At 44.5% G+C, this 18,080-nt stretch carries 13 protein-coding genes; 8 read left to right on the forward strand and 5 right to left on the reverse strand.

All coding sequences use genetic code 11. The annotated features are described in order from the left end of the window. The first annotated feature begins 84 nt into the window (after window positions 1–84). Window positions 85–1,110 carry a LacI family DNA-binding transcriptional regulator gene (locus tag GTH32_RS09320; RefSeq protein WP_163085023.1) on the forward strand — a complete coding sequence of 342 codons (1,026 nt, stop codon included), beginning with the start codon at window positions 85–87 and terminating at the stop codon, window positions 1,108–1,110. 83 nt (window positions 1,111–1,193) lie between these two features. On the opposite strand, the gene GTH32_RS09325 is transcribed toward GTH32_RS09320, so the two are convergent. Beyond that, the gene (locus tag GTH32_RS09325; RefSeq protein WP_163085025.1) at window positions 1,194–1,772 is read right to left on the reverse strand and encodes a thymidine kinase; all 579 of its coding nucleotides are present in this window, start codon (window positions 1,770–1,772) and stop codon (window positions 1,194–1,196) included. 8 nt (window positions 1,773–1,780) lie between these two features. Then, a complete protein-coding gene (locus GTH32_RS09330) occupies window positions 1,781–3,805 on the reverse strand; it encodes a putative bifunctional diguanylate cyclase/phosphodiesterase (protein WP_343033419.1) in 2,025 nt (674 codons plus the stop codon). A 381-nt stretch (window positions 3,806–4,186) separates the two neighbouring features. Between GTH32_RS09330 and GTH32_RS09335 the strand changes: the two genes are divergently transcribed. Next, window positions 4,187–6,709, forward strand: a complete 2,523-nt coding sequence (locus GTH32_RS09335) for a TonB-dependent receptor domain-containing protein (RefSeq protein WP_163085027.1) — start codon at window positions 4,187–4,189, stop codon at window positions 6,707–6,709. A 68-nt stretch (window positions 6,710–6,777) separates the two neighbouring features. Here the strand turns inward: GTH32_RS09335 and GTH32_RS09340 are convergent, their stop codons facing one another. Beyond that, window positions 6,778–9,027 carry an acyl-CoA dehydrogenase gene (locus GTH32_RS09340; RefSeq protein WP_163085029.1) on the reverse strand — a complete coding sequence of 750 codons (2,250 nt, stop codon included), beginning with the start codon at window positions 9,025–9,027 and terminating at the stop codon, window positions 6,778–6,780. Between the two features lie 355 nt (window positions 9,028–9,382). On the opposite strand from GTH32_RS09340, the gene GTH32_RS09345 reads away from it, so the two are divergent. From GTH32_RS09345 to GTH32_RS09360, 4 genes are all read left to right on the forward strand, one after another. Beyond that, on the forward strand, window positions 9,383–9,934 hold the full coding sequence (locus GTH32_RS09345) for an outer membrane beta-barrel protein (RefSeq protein WP_163085031.1): 552 nt from the start codon (window positions 9,383–9,385) through the stop codon (window positions 9,932–9,934). 77 nt (window positions 9,935–10,011) lie between these two features. Beyond that, entirely contained in the window at window positions 10,012–10,269 is a 258-nt protein-coding gene (locus GTH32_RS09350) for a DUF3081 domain-containing protein (protein WP_163085033.1), read from the forward strand. Between the two features lie 140 nt (window positions 10,270–10,409). Next, complete coding sequence (lpxL, locus tag GTH32_RS09355) at window positions 10,410–11,336, forward strand: LpxL/LpxP family Kdo(2)-lipid IV(A) lauroyl/palmitoleoyl acyltransferase (protein WP_163085035.1); 927 nt, start codon at window positions 10,410–10,412, stop codon at window positions 11,334–11,336. Window positions 11,337–11,505: 169 nt separating this feature from the next. After that, entirely contained in the window at window positions 11,506–12,123 is a 618-nt protein-coding gene (locus GTH32_RS09360) for a TcpQ domain-containing protein (RefSeq protein WP_163085037.1), read from the forward strand. 51 nt (window positions 12,124–12,174) lie between these two features. Here GTH32_RS09360 and glnE read toward each other — a convergent pair whose 3' ends face one another. Next, a complete protein-coding gene (glnE, locus tag GTH32_RS09365) occupies window positions 12,175–15,063 on the reverse strand; it encodes a bifunctional [glutamate--ammonia ligase]-adenylyl-L-tyrosine phosphorylase/[glutamate--ammonia-ligase] adenylyltransferase (RefSeq protein WP_163085156.1) in 2,889 nt (962 codons plus the stop codon). 115 nt (window positions 15,064–15,178) lie between these two features. Here glnE and GTH32_RS09370 point away from each other — a divergent pair, with 115 nt between their 5' ends. Further along, on the forward strand, window positions 15,179–16,084 hold the full coding sequence (locus GTH32_RS09370; protein ID WP_163085039.1) for a DUF350 domain-containing protein: 906 nt from the start codon (window positions 15,179–15,181) through the stop codon (window positions 16,082–16,084). Window positions 16,085–16,244: 160 nt separating this feature from the next. On the opposite strand, the gene GTH32_RS09375 is transcribed toward GTH32_RS09370, so the two are convergent. Next, window positions 16,245–16,595, reverse strand: coding sequence for a GIY-YIG nuclease family protein (locus tag GTH32_RS09375; RefSeq protein ID WP_163085041.1), 351 nt, complete (start codon window positions 16,593–16,595; stop codon window positions 16,245–16,247). Between the two features lie 30 nt (window positions 16,596–16,625). On the opposite strand from GTH32_RS09375, the gene hldE reads away from it, so the two are divergent. After that, window positions 16,626–18,056, forward strand: a complete 1,431-nt coding sequence (hldE, locus tag GTH32_RS09380) for a bifunctional D-glycero-beta-D-manno-heptose-7-phosphate kinase/D-glycero-beta-D-manno-heptose 1-phosphate adenylyltransferase HldE (protein WP_163085043.1) — start codon at window positions 16,626–16,628, stop codon at window positions 18,054–18,056. Window positions 18,057–18,080: the final 24 nt, after the last annotated feature.

Here is an 18,080-nt window from a genome sequence, read left to right on the forward strand (position 1 = left end):
ATTGTATTGTTTACCCATACAATAAGCTATTGCGCTTCAGTGCATACATACGTGCATTTTCTCATTAGCTTAAGAACGAAAAGAATGAAAAAAGACAAGCTTACTCTTAAAGATGTTGCGTTACGGTTAGGTGTATCAACGGCTACAATTTCAAATGCATTTAATCGGCCAGACCAGCTATCGGCTGCACGGCGAGAGGATATTCTTGCCCAATGCGAAAAAATTGGCTATACCGGCCCTAATAAAGCGGCACAAATATTACGTAAGGGGCGCTCTAATATTGTGGCATTAGTGTTGGCCGATAGTATTGCCTATACAGTGAGCGACCCAGTGGCAAGCACCTTTATTAAAGGTGTATCTAAGGTACTTCAGCAACAAGGTAAGCACTTACTTTTGTATGCCGGAGACTCGGCTTCTATATTAGATGTGGTGGACTTTGTTGATGGGTTTATTTGCTACGGCGCGCCGAAAAATCACAAGCTAGCGCAAGAAATTGTCCAACAAAGTAAACCTGCTATCACAGTAGATTTTAATATCGAAGGGCTACCGTCGGTTAACATTGACAATGAGCAGGCCGCTTATGAAATAGCCAACCAAGCGGTAAAAGGCGGCGATCATGTCGCGATACTCGGGCTTAGGCTGATAGATTCACCTACTACGTGCCGAGTTTATGACAGCCCGCTTATCGGCTCAGATTCTTCTATTTCACACCGTCGTCTAGATGGTTACCTTCGCGCATGTTCTGAAAAGGGCGTAAATATAGATAGCGATTGGATATGGCACATTCCAGAAAGCGATAGAAACTTCGCTAAACAGGCAGCGAAAGAGGTTCTACATAGCCATCCGCGCCCTAATACTGTTTTGTGTATGAGTGACATTATCGCCCTAGAGCTGCTTCAATGTGCGCTAACAGAAGGCCTTGAGGTGCCGCAAGACCTTAAAATTACTGGCTTTGATGGAATTGAAGAAGCCGAGCGGACACGCCCAAACCTTTCTACCGTTTGTCAATCAAGCGTACAAAAAGGCGAGATAGCTGCCACAGCACTTTTAGACGCCACGCAAGACGATACCCTGTTATCTTTCGAACTAAAATTAGGAGAAACTCTTTAAACTATATTAGGGTACAGTGAACTTGGAGTGTTAGCGCTAGCAACACTGATGCGGTTACTGTGCCTTAGAATTAACGAGTGCAATTAATTCCAGACCAGCGCCCTGAAATGACGCCTGCACATAGATTCATAGCGGTCATTTCCCCCAATTTGTACCTGATCACCGTCGATCACAGGGTTACCTTCGCCATCTAACCTAACCACGAAATTCGCTTTTCTGCCGCAGTGACACACCGTTTTAAGCTCGGTAAGCTTGTCAGCCCACGCCAGTAAATAGTGGCTACCTTCAAAGGTCTCACCTAAAAAGTCGGTACGTAGTCCATAGGCTAATACGGGAATGCGTAACTCATCCACTACGTCTACCAGCTGTCTTACCTGTGCTTTAGTGAGAAACTGAGCTTCGTCGATAAATACACAATCAAGCTTTTTAGTGTCATTATCTTGCTTAATCGCGTCAAATAGGTTGATGTTCGCGTTGTATAACTTGGCATCGGCCTGTAGTCCAATTCGAGACGTGACCTTGCCGATACCATAGCGGTCATCAAGGGACGCCGTATAGATTAGGGAGTGCATGCCGCGTTCGCGGTAATTGTAAGCGGATTGAAGTAAAGAGGTTGATTTTCCTGCATTCATCGCAGAATAGTAAAAATATAGTTGAGCCATGGTGCTTATTAATTTTCGTTATACCAAGTAATGAAATCGTTTGCGCACATAGGTTTGGAATAAAGAAACCCTTGTAGATAATCTACCCCAAGCCCAGTTAAACGTTCCACTTGTTCGTGGGTTTCTATGCCTTCTGCAATGGTTTTACAACCAAACTCTTGGGCAATGAGCATTGTCGCACGCACAATAGTACCACTCCCTTCATCGGTATTCTGCACAAAAGAGCGATCAATCTTTATAAAATCACAGGGCATGGACTGTAATCGGTGTAACGAAGAGTAGCCCGTTCCAAAGTCGTCTATAGAGATTTTCACCCCTAACTGTTTTATTGCCTGAAGTTGGTTGGCTACCACAGTTTCATTTTTTGCAAATACGCTTTCGGTAATTTCTAAGGATAGTGAAGATGGGGTAAGCTTGGTTGAGTCTAATACCTGCTTAAGAGAATGGATAAAGTCTCCGCCGAGCAGTTGATTAATAGACACATTGACAGATAGCGAGACTGGCTGAGGAAACGACCATTGGGAAGCATCTATACAGGCTCTATTTAATACCCAAGTGCCAATTTCTGGCATCAAACCAATACGTTCCGCTAGCGGGATAAATATCACTGGCGACACCCTGGTGCCATTGCGATCCCAACGCAATAGTGCCTCCACAGACGTTACTTTTTTATCTACCGCGCATAAGATTGGTTGGTAATACACACATAGCTCCCCGTTGCCAATAGCATGCCGTAAATCTTCGTGCATCTGTTGTTCTATTTTGATTTTCTCATGCAGTTCTTCATCAAATACCCCTACAGAGCCACGTACCTTTCGCTTTTGGTCATACATGGTTAAGTCAGCTTGCTGAATAAGTGAAAGCGCATCGTTTCCGTGGTGGGGATACACCGCAATACCAATTGTGGCATCTAGGGTCACTTGGTTTTCTGCAGCAACGATGGGCACTTTTACACCCCCACGAATTGCGTTTGCTACCGCTTTGGCGGTATCTACGGTAGCGTAAGGCAAAACGGCAACAAATTCATCGCCGCCCCAACGTGCCAAATGGTCTGTTTCACAGTAATGGGTTAAACGAGACGCTATTTCAGACAGTACCAGATCGCCAATTTTATGGCCTAAGCTGTCGTTAACCTGTTTGAAGCCATCCAAATCGATAAACAATAGAGCAAGGTTAGTACTACTCGATTGTGCGGCGTTGAGTAAATCGTTTAAGTGCTTTAAAAAACCATTTCTATTTAGCAAGCTGGTCAAAGAGTCGCGATTAGATAAATGGACAATATCTGCCGTACGTGTCTCAACTTGGTGCTCTAAGTTTGCATTCGCATCATCTAAGCGTGCATTAGTTTGTCGAAGTATTTCATTTACGTCGGCAAGTTCCTGACGTTCTTTACGCATTTGAGCGACAAGGTAATTGCTATGCTCGCGAAGCAATAAAGTGTCAGAATAGAAGCGATGATTGCCAAACGCCACAATAAGAATATTGACCCAAAAGAAAACCCCCAACAGTCCGAGCACCACAAACGTAGTTTCATTATCCAGCAATGCGCAGCTAGAGATAGGTAGCAGTAGCGAGCTAACATAAAAGATTACCAGTGACTTTCGCGGGGCAAGTACCGATGCTGCACCGCCGGACATGGCCGCAAGAATAACCATAGTTGCTGCAAGTTCAGCTGTTGTCATTTTGGCGTAAAGTAATAGCGGGTAGAGGGCCCAAATAACGCCGGTTACGTAAAGCCCCATGGAAAAGCGTGTTATCGCCGCGTTGAAGTTGTACTCAGTGTTCTTTAATTTTACCCGCCAATACAAAACATCTGTAAAGCGAAGTAAGACAACGATAGTCATCACTATCCAAAGCACCCGTTTTGTATTGTCTCCAGCATCGGTTTCAAAGCCAAATACCAAGGCGGTGTAGCAAGCGAATGTCATAAACAGGCTGGAAAATGCGTTGTTAAGAAGTAAGTCGGTCGAAGCTCGCCGTACCCAAGCAGACTTGACGCCGTCGTTTATCGGCGTTTTATCAGGACTGTTCACAGCTGAAGATACACCATGGTTTTATCGCCTTTTGCTAAATATTCTAGTTTTTTGCCGTGGGCTACCTAAACAATAGCATGCTATTTGCGAACCCACTTTGTTTTCCATACAGGTAACTTAATGCGGCTCCCTAATAGTGTGAAGAGCACAGTTCATTGCTATGTTTTATGAAAAGTTAAGAAGTAGACAAACAATGCGATAATAAACATCGATTGGTAATCTTGATGTTAAAAATAAGTTCTAACGCTGGGAAAGCTAATTTTTTTATTCACAGTCTGTTTACATGAAAACGGGAGTGGTATATATTCTTAATCGATTAAGTTGTTTTGTTAAATACATTGGCTTACTAAATATACGGCCCATCTTATCGCCGGAGAACGCATGAAAACACATCACACATTGAACAGAATTACATTAGCGGTATTTACTGCTTTTACTACCGCCCTTCCAAGTATCGCAATTGCACAAGACGCTGCTAGTGAAGCTGCGGGCGCAAAAGACAAAGAAAAGTTTGAGCAAATCGTCGTCACTGCAGCCCCGGGTGGGGCAACAATGCAAGAGGCGAGCGTGTCCGTGAGTTCGTTTGATGAAAACGATATTATCAAATTAGCGCCGAGATCGACCGCTGAGGTTTTCAGAGCTTTACCTGGTATTCGCGCTGAATCTTCCGGCGGTGGTGGTAACGCGAATATCACTATCCGGGGGATTCCTCTTGCTACCGGGGGCTCTAAGTTTCTTCAACTACATGAAGATGGCCTCCCCGTTTTAGAATATGGCGATATTAACTTTGGTAACGCCGATAATTTTTTACGCTATGATTGGTCGGTTGCTAACGTTGAGGCGGTGCGCGGTGGGTCTGCATCTACTTTCGCCAGTAACTCACCAGGCGGCGTAATTAATATGATTAGTAACACAGGTGAAGTTGGTGGCGGCGCTATAGGAACGTCCTTCGGTATTGATTATGAAGAATTTCGTTTGGATTTCCGCTATGGCGGTGAGATTTCTGATGATCTCTATTACCACATAGCAGGCTTCGCCCGCGGCGGGGAAGGCCCGCGAGAAACAGGTTACAATGGCGACCAAGGTGGACAAATCAAATTTAACATCACTAAGATGTTAGACAATGGACATATCCGTTTTTACTACAAAAACTTAGATGATAAAGTATCAACGTACCTACCTTCACCCGTGTTGGTTAAAGGCGACGGAGAATATGGCCCAGTACCTGGTTATGACGCAAGTTCGCAAGCGTTGAATTCTGCGTATAATACCAACATTTCCACCTTCGATAGCTATGGTAACCCCGAGAACCGTGACGTTCGCGACGGTATTGAGTCAAAGGTAAACTCGTTCGGCGTAGAGGTTGACTTAGAAGTCGCTGAAAATCTGTTCCTTTTGAACAAATTCCGTATTTCAGATATCTCTGGTGGTTTCATTGCCCCTTTTACCGATAGCTTCCCAGTGGGTCCAGGTGATGTTTCTAATGTTGCCTCTGCGCTATGCGCAGGCGCTACAGACGGTGATGGCAATGCCCTTAACTGTGACAGTACTAGGGTAACACTGGCGAACGGACCGGGAGCTGGAGATGTGTATACCGGTCAGGCGTTTACAAATTTACAGTTCGATACCCGTATTAACGATTTAGGCAACATGATCAACGACTTCAGTCTGCGCAAAGAGTTTGATAACGGTGTCGATTTAACCGTTGGGTATTACTACTCAAATCAAGATATCGCAACAAGTTGGTCTAGCTGGCAGACATTTATTCAAACCCTTGATGGCGACAACTCTCAGCTCCTTAACATCACTAACGGCGATGGCGTAGAATTAGTTTCTAATGGCCTATTATCGCCAAGCTTTTTATCTTGGGAGTGGGATTTAAACTATGTAACAAAAGCGCCCTATATGAACATAGGTTTCGAGTTGTCAGACAATATTTTAATTGATGCGTCAGTACGTCACGATACAACCGAAGCATCTGGTGAGTTGATCAGTTCCTGCTGCGGCGGAAATTCAGACTTTGACTTAAACGGTAATGGTACTATTGAGCAAATTGAAGATGCCTCTGCAATAAATAGCGGGTTCATCGGTGGTGGTGTTATTAACTTGAACCGCGCTGGTGCGGCATCACAAATAGTTGATTATTCAGTCAATAATACATCTTACTCAATTGGTGGTTCCTATCTTCTGAGTAATAGCCAAACGTTCTTCGCCCGCTACTCTAAAGGCGGGCGTGCCATTGCAGATCGCTTACTGCAAATCGGCGGTACGTTAAACACTGATGGCAGTTTAACCAGCACCACGTCAGGCTACGACACCACTAAACAATTAGAAGTGGGGTTTAAATACGGTACGCGAGATTTAATGGTTAACGCGACTTTGTTCGATACAGTTACCGAAGACACGCAGGCGGAAGTAACCAGTGGCCTTACATTTATGCGTGAGTACGAAGCGACAGGGCTAGAGTTTGAAGGGCGCTGGAACGCAATGGACAACTTTGTTCTGTCAGGTAACTTAACCTGGACCGATGCTGAGATTAGCAAAGATGTAAACGATGCTGCACTTGAAGGGAATACGCCACGCCGTCAAGCCGATTGGATTTGGACTATTACCCCCGAGTATGTAACCGACTACTGGTCTGTTGGCGCATCGTTGCAGGGCTCTACCGAATACTATGTTCAGGATAACAATGACCTTAAGCAGGAAGGTTATAACCTAGTGAATCTTTTTGCCACTTATTGGGTAAACGACCAATTTTCAGTGTCGCTTAATGTAAACAATGCAACCGATGAGTTTATCATCACTGAGTCTGAGGAAGGTTCTGCTGAAGTGGGGAGCTATATAAGAGCACGTCCACTTAACGGCCGTACCACCGTATTGTCAATGAAATACATGTTTGATTAATACATAGTAAAATTCAGCGCAAAAAAAAGCCCCACACTTATGATGGGGCTTTTTTATCGATATAAAATTTATGCTGCGCTTTGTCCACCGTCAACGGCTTTTAGCGTTTGGGTCGCTGGTAGTAACTCCATATCAAAGGTGTACTCATCAACACGAACGGCTAATTTACGCTTTTCATTATAATCATGAAGTTGGGCGGCTTCTTGTGCGTTAATTACGCCTTTTTCCTGAAGCTTACCAAGCGCATTTTCAAACGATATAAAGGGTACCACTGGTTCTTTGCGAAGTGCTTTTTGCACTTTACCAAGTAGATGTGCTACCGCGTGCTTCGCTTTAAACGCTTGCTCGTTAATATCGTTACCGTCACCTGGGCTAACACGTACTAGGTGAGTCAATTGCGCTTTAACACTATTATCCTGCATTGATGCCATGGATAGTTCGCGCACAAGATCATCGCTAATACCCGCAACACTGTTTGAGTAAGTGTTTGTTAGCAAACGCATTAAACCGCGGGTGGCTGTATTCGGGAAATTGTTGATGAAGTTAACAATTGCCTGATCCGCTTGTTGAAGCGACCACTGTACCGCATATTCAAAATACGGTAGAGCGAGTTTTCTGTCTTCAATACGCTGCTCGTAAAAACGGATAGCAGCCATTGCGCCATAAAGGTAACTCATTACGTCACCTAAGCGTGCAGATAGTAGCTCGGCTTTCTTAAGATCTCCGCCTAGTACCGCTAGAGACAAGTCCGCTAGAGGTGCTAATTTTGCTGAGATGCTGTTAAGGCGTTTTTCATATTTACGTACTTCTGGCAATGCCGATTCTGAACCGCGTAGGAAAGGTAAGTAACCTTTGCCTAAACTACGAAATGCATTTTTAACGCTAAAACCAACCGTCTTGCGAAGCACTTTATTAAACTGTGCGTCAGCTGAACTGTCATTGCTGTGAATAAGATCTACCATGTCTTTTAGGTAAGGGTGACAACGCATTGCACCTTGACCGAAGATCATAAGGTTACGAGTAAGAATGTTTGCACCTTCTACCGTAATTGCGATAGGTAGTGCAGCATAACCGCCTGCAAGGGTGTTTTGAGGACCGCGCTGAATGGCTTTACCTGCTTGAATATCCATTGCAGAGTTCATTACATCGCGACCAAGTTCCGTCATATGGTATTTAGCAATTGCCGTTACCACCGATGGCTTAACGCCTAGGCCAAGACCTTCAGTGGTAAGTACACGCATTGCTTCTAGTAAGAATGTTTTTCCGGCAATATCCGCTATTTTCTCTTGGATACCTTCAAATCGACCAATAGGAAGACCAAACTGCTCACGTACGAAGGAGTACTCTACCGTGCCTTTAAATGCTGACTGCGCTGTAGCTACACCCATGGCTGGCAGTGAAATACCACGACCTGCACCAAGACAACTTACAAGCATCTGCCAACCACGACCGATGTTCTTTTGACCGCCAATGATAAAGTCCATTGGGATGAACACGTCTTGACCACGCGTGGTACCGTTGTAGAACCGTACGCCCATGGGGTCGTGACGATTACCAAGCTCAACACCCGGGTGTGACTTAGGAAGTAGGGCACAGGTAATACCTAGCTCTAGTTTGTCACCTAACAGTTGGTCTGGATCGAATACTTTAAACGCTAGACCAAGGACGGTAGCAATAGGTGCAAGGGTGATGTAACGCTTGTCCCAGCTTACGCGTAAACCAAGAACTTCTTCACCATTGAATTCGCCTTTAGTCACGATTGCTGCATCAGGGATCGCGCCCGCGTCAGAACCAGCTTCAGGACTTGTAAGGGCAAAACACGGTATGTCGCGACCGTCGGCTAGGCGGGGTAGCCAGTAATCTTGTTGCTCACTAGTTCCGTAGTGCATAAGCAGCTCACCAGGACCTAACGAGTTAGGTACCATTACCGTAACGGCGATAGCACCACTTTTTGCTGCAATAGTGGCAACAATGGTTGAGTTTGCATACGGGCTAAATTCAAGACCACCAAATTTCTTTGGAATGATCATAGAGAAGAAACGATTTTTACCCAAGAAATCTAAAACTTCTTGAGGAATATGGTCACTATTTCCTAATTCGAAATCGTCAACCATACCTAGTAACTCAGTTACTGGCCCGTCCATGAACGCCTGTTCTTCCGCACTCAATTTTGCCTGAGGGATGTCACGCAGTGCCTGCATATCAGGTTTACCCTGATAGATAGACGACTCAATCCACACGTCACCCGCATCTAACGCTTCTTGCTCGGTAACTGAAATAGGAGGTAACACTTTCTTTAAACTTGTTCTGATACTCATAATAACTCATCCGCTCATCTGACCAGTTGCAATGTGTTTATAGTACATCAGATTTGAAAAAGATCAAATTTTGTAAAAATTAACTATTTTTCATGTGGTTAAAACCTACCATCAATAGGTTTTTTTACTTTTGATTAACCAACCCTAAAGTAAGGTGAACCTATTCATTCACTTTTTTGAGAAATCCGAGGGCGCAAAAAATGGTTAAAACACGAAAAAAGGGGGGAAGCTGTGTGTATAAAGACCGACGTGGCACTATTGTTTTATTGTAGCAAATAAGGATTTGTTAATTTAAATTTACATCGAAAGCTAACGCTATATAGTGAGGCTAAGAACGAAGAGAAGGCGATAGACTATGATTACCATGATGCGTAGGTTAGCTATAACTTCATTGCTATTTACCCCCTTGGTTGAAGCTAATCACTATATCGTAGGCGCGCTAGGTTACGCGGAAGTAGATTTACCTTTAGTGACAGCCTCGGGTGAGCGCTATGATAGCCAAGATGTCGCAGTGAGCGTTGCTTATGGGTACCAGTTTCACCGTCAATGGTATGTGGAAACTGGTTATTTACAGTTAGCCGATAAGCAAGAGAGTAATGCTACCTATGAAGCACGCGGCCCTTATGTGGCCATTCTAGGTAAAGCAGGAAATCAAACCGGAGAGCTTTTTTATCGCGTGGGTGTTATGTCGATGGATACTCGCTCGATATTAGACACTACTGATGAAGAATGTATCTCAGCAAACGCGTGCAACAGTGCTAAGAGTATAGTGGCAGGTATGGCGGGCTTAGGTTTTGACTATTACTTAGGTACAGCGTCTATGCTTCGCGTTGAATATACTTATATCGGTGGGCAAGACGATGTAAAAGCGCATGTAGTTAACCTCGGGTGGCGTTATAACTTTTAATAGGGGTGATAAAGAGTAATCCAAAACACCTATTAAAAGGTACAAACGATCATATACTTCAAATCAATGGATTCGCGATGAAGAATGAACTAGACAGTAAATTACTATTACGTGTATTTGATAAAATCCGTCAGCATGGAACGAAAAAAGAGGACCAATATCATTTAAACGGTATTACTGCGTACACTGATTTAGACGGGTATACCTTATTTGTAGAAGACAGTAACGTTAAATTACAGTTTGGCTTTCATAATCAATACCATTTCGACTATGACTCTGAGTCTCAATTTGACACGTTTGAAAAACGCATCAAGCAAATCGACAAAGAATATTAAAGTGGGCGTAGTTAACGTTAGCAAGTGAAAGAAGGTTTACGATAGCGCAAAGCGGGAAGGCATCCTTTTGGAGATCAGACCTTTCCCCCGCTAATACCTCTGGTACAATAGCGCGCAAATAAGTCACTAGGAAATTCATCTTGTCGGCGGCAATCAAGGCACCTCGTTTCAAACTCTCCTATTTTAGTCCTAAGTATTGGGGTGTGTGGATAGGCGTAATCATCCTTTACTTAATCACCTGGCTTCCGTTACCGGTTATTCGTTTTCTCGGTGCTAGGGCTGGAAAGCTTATTGCAATCATCGTCCCTAAAAGAGCTAAGGTTGCACGCCAGAATATTGCACTTTGGAACCCATCTTTAAACGATGCTCAAGTGGATAAAATAGTTAATGAGAATATTAAGCGCACCGGGATGGCTCTTTTTGAGACAGCAATGGGCTGGTGGTGGCCGAGTTGGAGGGTAAAACGTAGCGTTGAAATTGAAGGCTATGAACATGTAGAAAAGGCTCTTGCTGAAGGCAAAGGCGTGTTCGGAATGGCGCTACACAATATGAACTTAGAGTTCGCCTGTCGTGGTATTGGCTATTTTCATCCTAGTATTGCTTTTTACCGAAAGCACAATAACCCGTTAATCGATTATTTGCAGTATCATGGTCGCAATCGATCGAATAAGTACATGATACACAAGCGGAACGCGAGAGCGTTATTAGAAGCACTAGAGAACAAAGAGCTGTGTTTGTATCTGCCTGATCAAGATTACGGGCGAAAGCAGAGCATTTTTGTACCCTTTGGGGGAGTGAAAGAAACGGCTACCACTACAGCGACACTTATGTTTATTCGTCGTAGTACGAGTGTACCTATGATCATCACGTCTCAGTACACAGCATCGGGTTATAAAATAAAAATATACCCTCCGCTTTCACACTTAGGTGAAATGGACGACCATGCCGCCCTTACTGAACTAAATCAACACATTGATAGCGCCATCAAAGAACAGCCCGAAAGTTATCTTTGGATGCATAAGCGGTTCAAAACGCGTCCAACCCCCGACTCCCCTTCTTTATATTAAGCACCAGGTTGTAGATAAATAGTGTGTGCAACCGAGTGGTTGCACACTACGAAAAACGGTAACCATCGGTTTTATAAACAATTTGCTTCGCTGGCGTTGTGTCGGTATCTATTGTGGTATAGATTTATCGTAGCTTCATTCTCGAATATCTTGGGTAATCAAACGTTTTATGGCTAAAAAAAATTCCTCTAATACCCTGTTTTGGGCACGGCAAGTGGCGCTCGCAGCAGTGCTTATAATTATCGCAGGCGTTATGATCTACCTTCAAGAACGAAATCAAGATGAATCGGTAGCCGTGGGTGAAGTGGAAGAAAAATCGGTTTCCAGAGGGCTAAGCGAGTTCTATCGGGAATACCGCATGACATCTACAGAAGAGCTTAACGACGAGCAAGGTGCATTCGTGCTTGATATAGCGGGGGTAGACCCGCAACTAGACGAAAAATTGGAAAAAATGTCGAGCCAAACTCGACCCGTGGATGAGCGTTGGACCGGCGAACACAAATTCCGTACATTTCAAGAGGGCAGTACTCTTAGGGAAGCTATATCGGCATATGCGCAGGCAGAAGGGATGCAGTTGATATGGAATTTAGAACAAGATTTCGTGATAAAACACCAGTTTCAAATGGATAACACGGTAGCAGGTTCGTTGGCGAAAATTGCCAGTGCCATTGATAGTAGCTTCGCGGGCACCGTAAAGGCGTATATTTGTACGGGGCAGCGGGCGTTAGTGGTTACTGCCGAAGAAACGGAGTTTTTGAACCAACATTGCAGATTGGTGCGAGGCTAAAAGGCGGCCGCTATGTATAGTGTCAGCCGCACGTTAGCTATGCTCAATTTGTTATTCACTATATTCAGCAAATAGTTGCTGCCATACCTCGCTTACTTGTTCTCGAAGCGCTGATAATTGTTCTGTTTGATCGGCATACTTAGTATCGGCAAGGGTTAGGTGATGGTACTGTTCCCGTAAGGCCAAGTAGGCACTTTGCAATGTTTGCGCTTGCTTGCTATCGATAATGCCTTGGCTCGCGGCAACATCAAGAATACGCAGGTTATCGGTAAACGCAGTTATCGATTCATTTGCGTGGGCAGAGGCTAATACCCAAAATTGGGTCATAAACTCAATATCGGTAATGCCGCCCGCGCACTGCTTCAAATCCACCTTCTGCTCGGCTTCACTTAATAAATGGTTACGCATTTTTATACGCATTTTGGCCACGTCTGTAGCGAGAAGATCCCGTTGGCGTGGAAGTGTGAGAATGTTTTTCCTTACTTCACTAAAGCAATGTAAAAGTGCACCGTCTCCGCAAATACTACGAGCGCGCACCAATGCCTGATGTTCCCACGTCCACGCTTCGCTAAGTTGATATTTTTTATACCCATCGATATGACAACAAAGCAAACCGGCATTACCTGAAGGACGCAATCGAAGATCGGTTTCGTAAAGCTGGCCAAATAATGTTTTGGTGTTCAATAAGTGCATCATGCGCTGGGCTAGTTTAATGTAAAATTGTTGTGCTTCTATAGACTTTTTACCATTGGTGGTGCTGCCTTGTGGCGCATTGTGAAGAAAGACTAAATCTAAATCTGAGCCGTATCCCAATTCATACCCACCTAATTTTCCATACCCTATTACCGCAAACCCCGTATCATCACCGTCGAGATGAGAAGGTACGCCAAACCGCGTCGCTACTTGATTCCACGCAGCGTGCATAACACTGTCGAGCAATACTTCAGCGAGAACGGTAAGTTTGTCGCTAACGTTTGCTATGGGAAGCGAGCCGCTAATATCACTGGCGGCGATACGTAGCTGTTGGCAAAGCTTAAATTGGCGCCATGCGTCCATGGCTTGTTCTACGTCATCTGGCTCTATCCTTAACATGACTTGACGAAGCTCTTGCTCGTAATCGTTTTTACTGGTGGCGATATCGGTATTTTGCTGCTCTAGGTAAACAGGGGTGAGTAATTCATCGAGCAACAATGGAAATCGCTTAATTTCATTCGCGACCCATTCGCTTCGCTCGCACAATTTAACCAGTTGTTTTAAAACCTCTGGATTTTCTAACAGTAAATCTAGATAAGTTGTGCGCCCAGTAATTGCACTGATCACGCCCAAAAGTCGCTTTAAAACTGCATTAGCGTTACCAGGGCTTTGTTCCAATAATACATACAGGATTTCGGGGATAAGTTTGTTTAGAGTATCTTCACCCTTTTGACCTAATAGATAACGGCGCTGGTTAGCATTGAAATCAAACAGCAATTGTTGAATTTTACTTGCGGCGACGGGGTCGATGTAAGGGGAAAACGTGGTAGTGAACTCTTCCTCATCCATCGCTAATTGCCACGCATCCTGACAGGCTGAAAACAGACTATCTTCCGAGCTATGGGTATCGTGAGGCTCTTCTACTAAACCGTTGAAGTGGCTATGAACCCGCCGCATTACTTCATCAAGACACTGCAAAAAGCTGGCGTAACTCTCAAAGCCCATTACTGAGATAAGTGCGTTTTGTTGCGCTTCATCTTCAGGCAGGGTTTGTGTTTGACGGTCTTGGTATTGCTGAAGAGTGTGTTCCACTTTACGAAGGAATAAATAATCGGTAATAAGCTCGTTTACCGTACTTTGTTCAACTATATCATGCTCGAAAAGCGTGTTAAGCGTAGTAAGTAAAGACTTACTCTGAAGTTCTGGTTCACGGCCGCCGTGAATAAGTTGAAAGCTTTGGGCGAAAAACTCGATTTCTCTTATTCCCCCCGCGCCAAGCTTAATATTGTTATTTAACCGCCGACGTCTGATTTCAGTGGCGATCAGGGTCTTCATGTTGCGCAGAGCATCAAGGGTTGTAAAGTCTAAGTAACGGCGGAAGGTGAAAGGCGTTAATATCGCGCTTAAATCATCTGCATAGGCACTGTTATCATTGTTGATAACCCTCGCTTTTATCATCGCGAAACGTTCCCAATGGCGACCTTGCTCTTGGTAATAATCTTCTAAGGCATCAAAGTGCATTACCAATGGGCCAGAGTCGCCAAACGGTCGCAAGCGCATATCAACGCGATAGACTTGGCCGTCTACTGTGTGCTTATTTAATGCTTGAATGAGTTTTTGTGATAAGCGAGTAAAGAACTGTTGGTGTTCAATGCTCTTTTTTCCTCCCGTAGTTTCGCCTTTTTCTGGATAGGTAAAAATAAGGTCTATATCCGAGGAAAAGTTCAGTTCGTGGCCGCCAAGTTTTCCCATTCCAAGAATATACATTGGCATAGGCCCATAAGTGCCGCTGGGGGTTCCATGCTTTTCAGCTAGTAGTTTATAGAGCCAGGTGTAAGCACCAAAAATAAGGGCGTCGGCGAGATAAGATACACGTTGTAAGGACGTTTTGATGGTTTGTTTGTTAAGTACGTCGAGATAGGTAATTGCTGCCATGTGATACTGTCGGCAAAGGCGTAGCGCTTTGGCTAATTGGTCTTCATTCCGACACTTGGCGATAAAGCGGGAAACCTCAGCATGGTAGTACGCAGGGAGTGCGTCAGGCAGTTGCAGAAAAACTATATCCTCAACCCAGTCAGCATGAGCGATACAAGTTTCAGTTAAGAACACCGAACGAGCAAACGCCTTTTGTATACTATCAGCGTAATCTACCACCTTATCCGATAGTGCATTGGTGGTAAGCAATTGTTGCCAGCTTTTTTGCGCTTTTTGCGCTAGGATCGTATTAATTGCGTTGTCTATTGGCATAATATTGGCATCGAAAATAATAACTATTTCAAAACGTTGATACCAACGAGTCTGGCATATTTCACGGTTGTCCACCAGCCACAGAAGTTTGCTAGAACGAAAAAGGAGAGAATTTGTGGACGCGCTCGTTAAGTTAGTACCACTAGAAAGAGACTTATGGGTTTACCTTGCCATCGATTTAGGTATTGCCTTGTTTCTGTTATTAGTGATGAAGTGGCTCACCAGTGCATCACGCAACAACTCGGTGACTGAAGAACTGGGCGTAAAAGATAACTTTGCCTTCGGGATCAGTATCGCCGGCGGCTGGTTGTCATTATGTATTGTGCTTAGTGCCGTTGTTGGTCGGCATGTAGGACAAGGCTATCAGGACGCTGCCATTGGTATGGTACTGTTTGGTGTGGTGGGTATTATTTTGGTAAAAGTAGGGCGCTTTGCCCACGATAAGCTCGTGTTAAACCGGGTGGATACCCACGCCATGATTGCAGATAGAAGTGTTAGTATCGCGCTTGTTGATGCCGCCAGTTTGGTTGCTAGTGCCATTGTATTACACAATATGATGGTGTGGGTGGATGGCACAGACATGAACGCCATTATAGCCATAGTCTCTGGCTTTTTTATTGTACTGACTATGCTGTTAGTGATGACGCGTATTTTAGAAGTACGATATGCAAAAGATAATCAAAATGGCTCATTCCAAGGGGCATTGCGCAAAGGACAGTTGGCGTTAGCGATAGAGCATTCCGGAAATTTACTCGGGATGGCCATGATTGTGTCGGCGGCTAAAGATATTTTAACGTATCACCCCGAAGGCTATGTAAGTAATGTGACTGGCTGGTTGGTAGTAAGTGTTACGCTTGCCATCGCGTTGCATATTTTAGTATTGGTGAGTAAGAAAGTTATACTTTTTGGTATGAATTTCAGGCAAGAAGTAGATCAGCAGCATAATGTGGGTGTCGCTTCACTAGGGTTCACCTTAAGCATTGGTACTGCAATGATAATAAACGGTATTTTGGGTGGCTAACCTGGTAGGCGGGGAGTTTCCGGCTTGTGCCAAAGTGTAATGAACGCAAAATGAGATGCCTCATTTAGCTATGTTTGAAAAATGTCTCAAGTAGTAAGGGCGACACCTAATAAGTGCCGTTTCACGCAAAGGCGAAAGGCTACCCGAGTATCTGAGGTGTTCACAAGGTAGACGCCTGTAGCTGCTCGAGTATACAAGATAAATTATGCAGTTTTTTATTGGCGATAATAAGACGCTTGTTAGCCGTAGTCATACGTTTAACCTGGCTTTCTAATTGGCAGGCTTGTGCCCGAGTACCTATGATAAAAACCGCTTTAAAGTGTATAGGCGATTTCCCTTTCAGCGCTTTCGCTCCACCGGCTAATTCTCCTCTATGTTGGCGCAACCGACGCACGGGGTCGGTTGTGATGCCGGTATATAAATGACCTAGCTTATTTTCCACAATATAAAGGTACCAAGAGTGCGTGTCTTGGTGGGTATTCCCTTTGTTGGCTGTTATACTCTCACTCAATTTAATTATATCTATGAGGTTGACTGACCTATGATTTTACCAGATTTTAGTCAAGCAAAAGTGCTTATCGTTGGCGATCTCATGTTAGATCGATACTGGAGTGGCGGTACTGGGCGAATTTCTCCTGAAGCCCCGGTTCCTGTAGTGAACGTAACAGGGTCTGAAGACCGTCCCGGCGGCGCCGCAAATGTGGCAGTAAACGTGGCTACACTTGGCGCTAAAGTTACGCTGCTTGGTATGTGTGGGGATGACGAAAACGCAACATTATTGCGTCAGAAACTTGATACTTTTGATATAGACTGTCAATTCTTTCCTGCCGCTGGCTATGACACTATTACGAAGTTACGGGTGATGAGTCGCAATCAACAATTATTGCGCTTAGATTTTGAGAAAAGTTTTGCTGAGGTTGATAAAAGCGCGCTTACTACAGCGTTTGATAAAGCCCTTGATAATGTAGATGTAGTTATTCTTTCTGACTATGCTAAAGGCTGCCTTAGCGAGCCGCAGCGGCTTATTGAAGCGGCAAATGCAAAAGGCAAAATTGTTATTGTAGATCCCAAAGGCAGTGATTTTGATAAATACGCTAACGCCAGCGTAATTACCCCAAATGTAGCAGAGCTATTTGCAGTGGTCGGTGAACAAGATTCTGAAAAATCTCTGGTAGAGCATGCCAAAAGCGTTAAACAGAAGCTAAATTTATCTGCTTTATTGTTAACGCGTTCTGAAGACGGTATGACATTATTTCACGATGATGCTGATGAATTTCACTTACCCGCGAAAGCGAAAGAAGTGTACGACGTAACCGGCGCTGGTGACACAGTGGTATCTACCCTTGCCGTTGCTCTGGCCAGTAAACTGCCGATGCAGGCAGCGTGCGTGCTCGCCAATTTAGCTGCCAGTGTCGTGGTAGGTAAGCTTGGTACCTCTACCGTATCAAACACGGAATTAGCGCTAGCGGTGGGAGAGCAATCCGTTCACTTAGATGGTGGTGTGATGTCAGAAGATCAGCTTGCGATGGCCATGCGGGCTTCAAAAGCCCGAGGCGAGCGTATTGTGATGACCAATGGCTGTTTCGATATACTTCATTCAGGCCACGTGGCCTACCTAGAACAAGCTGCATTGTTAGGTGACAGACTAATTGTGGCCGTGAATACGGATAAGTCGGTAACTGAGCTTAAGGGGCCGGGCAGACCTGTAAATAATGTCGCGCGTCGCATGGCAGTATTAGCGGGGTTGAGTGCGGTGGATTGGGTCGTGCCTTTTGAGGAAGATACCCCACAGCGACTCATTGCCCGCTTATTACCCGATGTGTTAGTTAAAGGCGGGGACTATACTGTTGAAGAAATTGCCGGGGGTGCAGAGGTTATTGAAAACGGCGGAGAAGTTAAAGTTCTTAATTTTGAAGAGGGCGTTTCAACAACGGGAATAATAGAGCGTATTACGAAAAACAAACTGTCTTAACGTAAAGTGATGTAAAGTACCTTA

The organism is Alteromonas profundi, assembly GCF_010500865.1.
GTDB lineage: Bacteria > Pseudomonadota > Gammaproteobacteria > Enterobacterales > Alteromonadaceae > Alteromonas > Alteromonas profundi.

Coding starts and splice junctions, on each gene's coding strand:
- GTH32_RS09350 (WP_163085033.1), top strand. CDS start 10,012: ATGAAGAATGAACTAGACAGTAAATTACTATTACGTGTATTTGATAAA.
- GTH32_RS09360 (WP_163085037.1), top strand. CDS start 11,506: ATGGCTAAAAAAAATTCCTCTAATACCCTGTTTTGGGCACGGCAAGTG.
- hldE (WP_163085043.1), top strand. CDS start 16,626: ATGATTTTACCAGATTTTAGTCAAGCAAAAGTGCTTATCGTTGGCGAT.
- glnE (WP_163085156.1), bottom strand. CDS start 15,063: ATGCCAATAGACAACGCAATTAATACGATCCTAGCGCAAAAAGCGCAA.
- GTH32_RS09335 (WP_163085027.1), top strand. CDS start 4,187: ATGAAAACACATCACACATTGAACAGAATTACATTAGCGGTATTTACT.
- GTH32_RS09320 (WP_163085023.1), top strand. CDS start 85: ATGAAAAAAGACAAGCTTACTCTTAAAGATGTTGCGTTACGGTTAGGT.
- GTH32_RS09340 (WP_163085029.1), bottom strand. CDS start 9,027: ATGAGTATCAGAACAAGTTTAAAGAAAGTGTTACCTCCTATTTCAGTT.
- GTH32_RS09325 (WP_163085025.1), bottom strand. CDS start 1,772: ATGGCTCAACTATATTTTTACTATTCTGCGATGAATGCAGGAAAATCA.
- GTH32_RS09345 (WP_163085031.1), top strand. CDS start 9,383: ATGATTACCATGATGCGTAGGTTAGCTATAACTTCATTGCTATTTACC.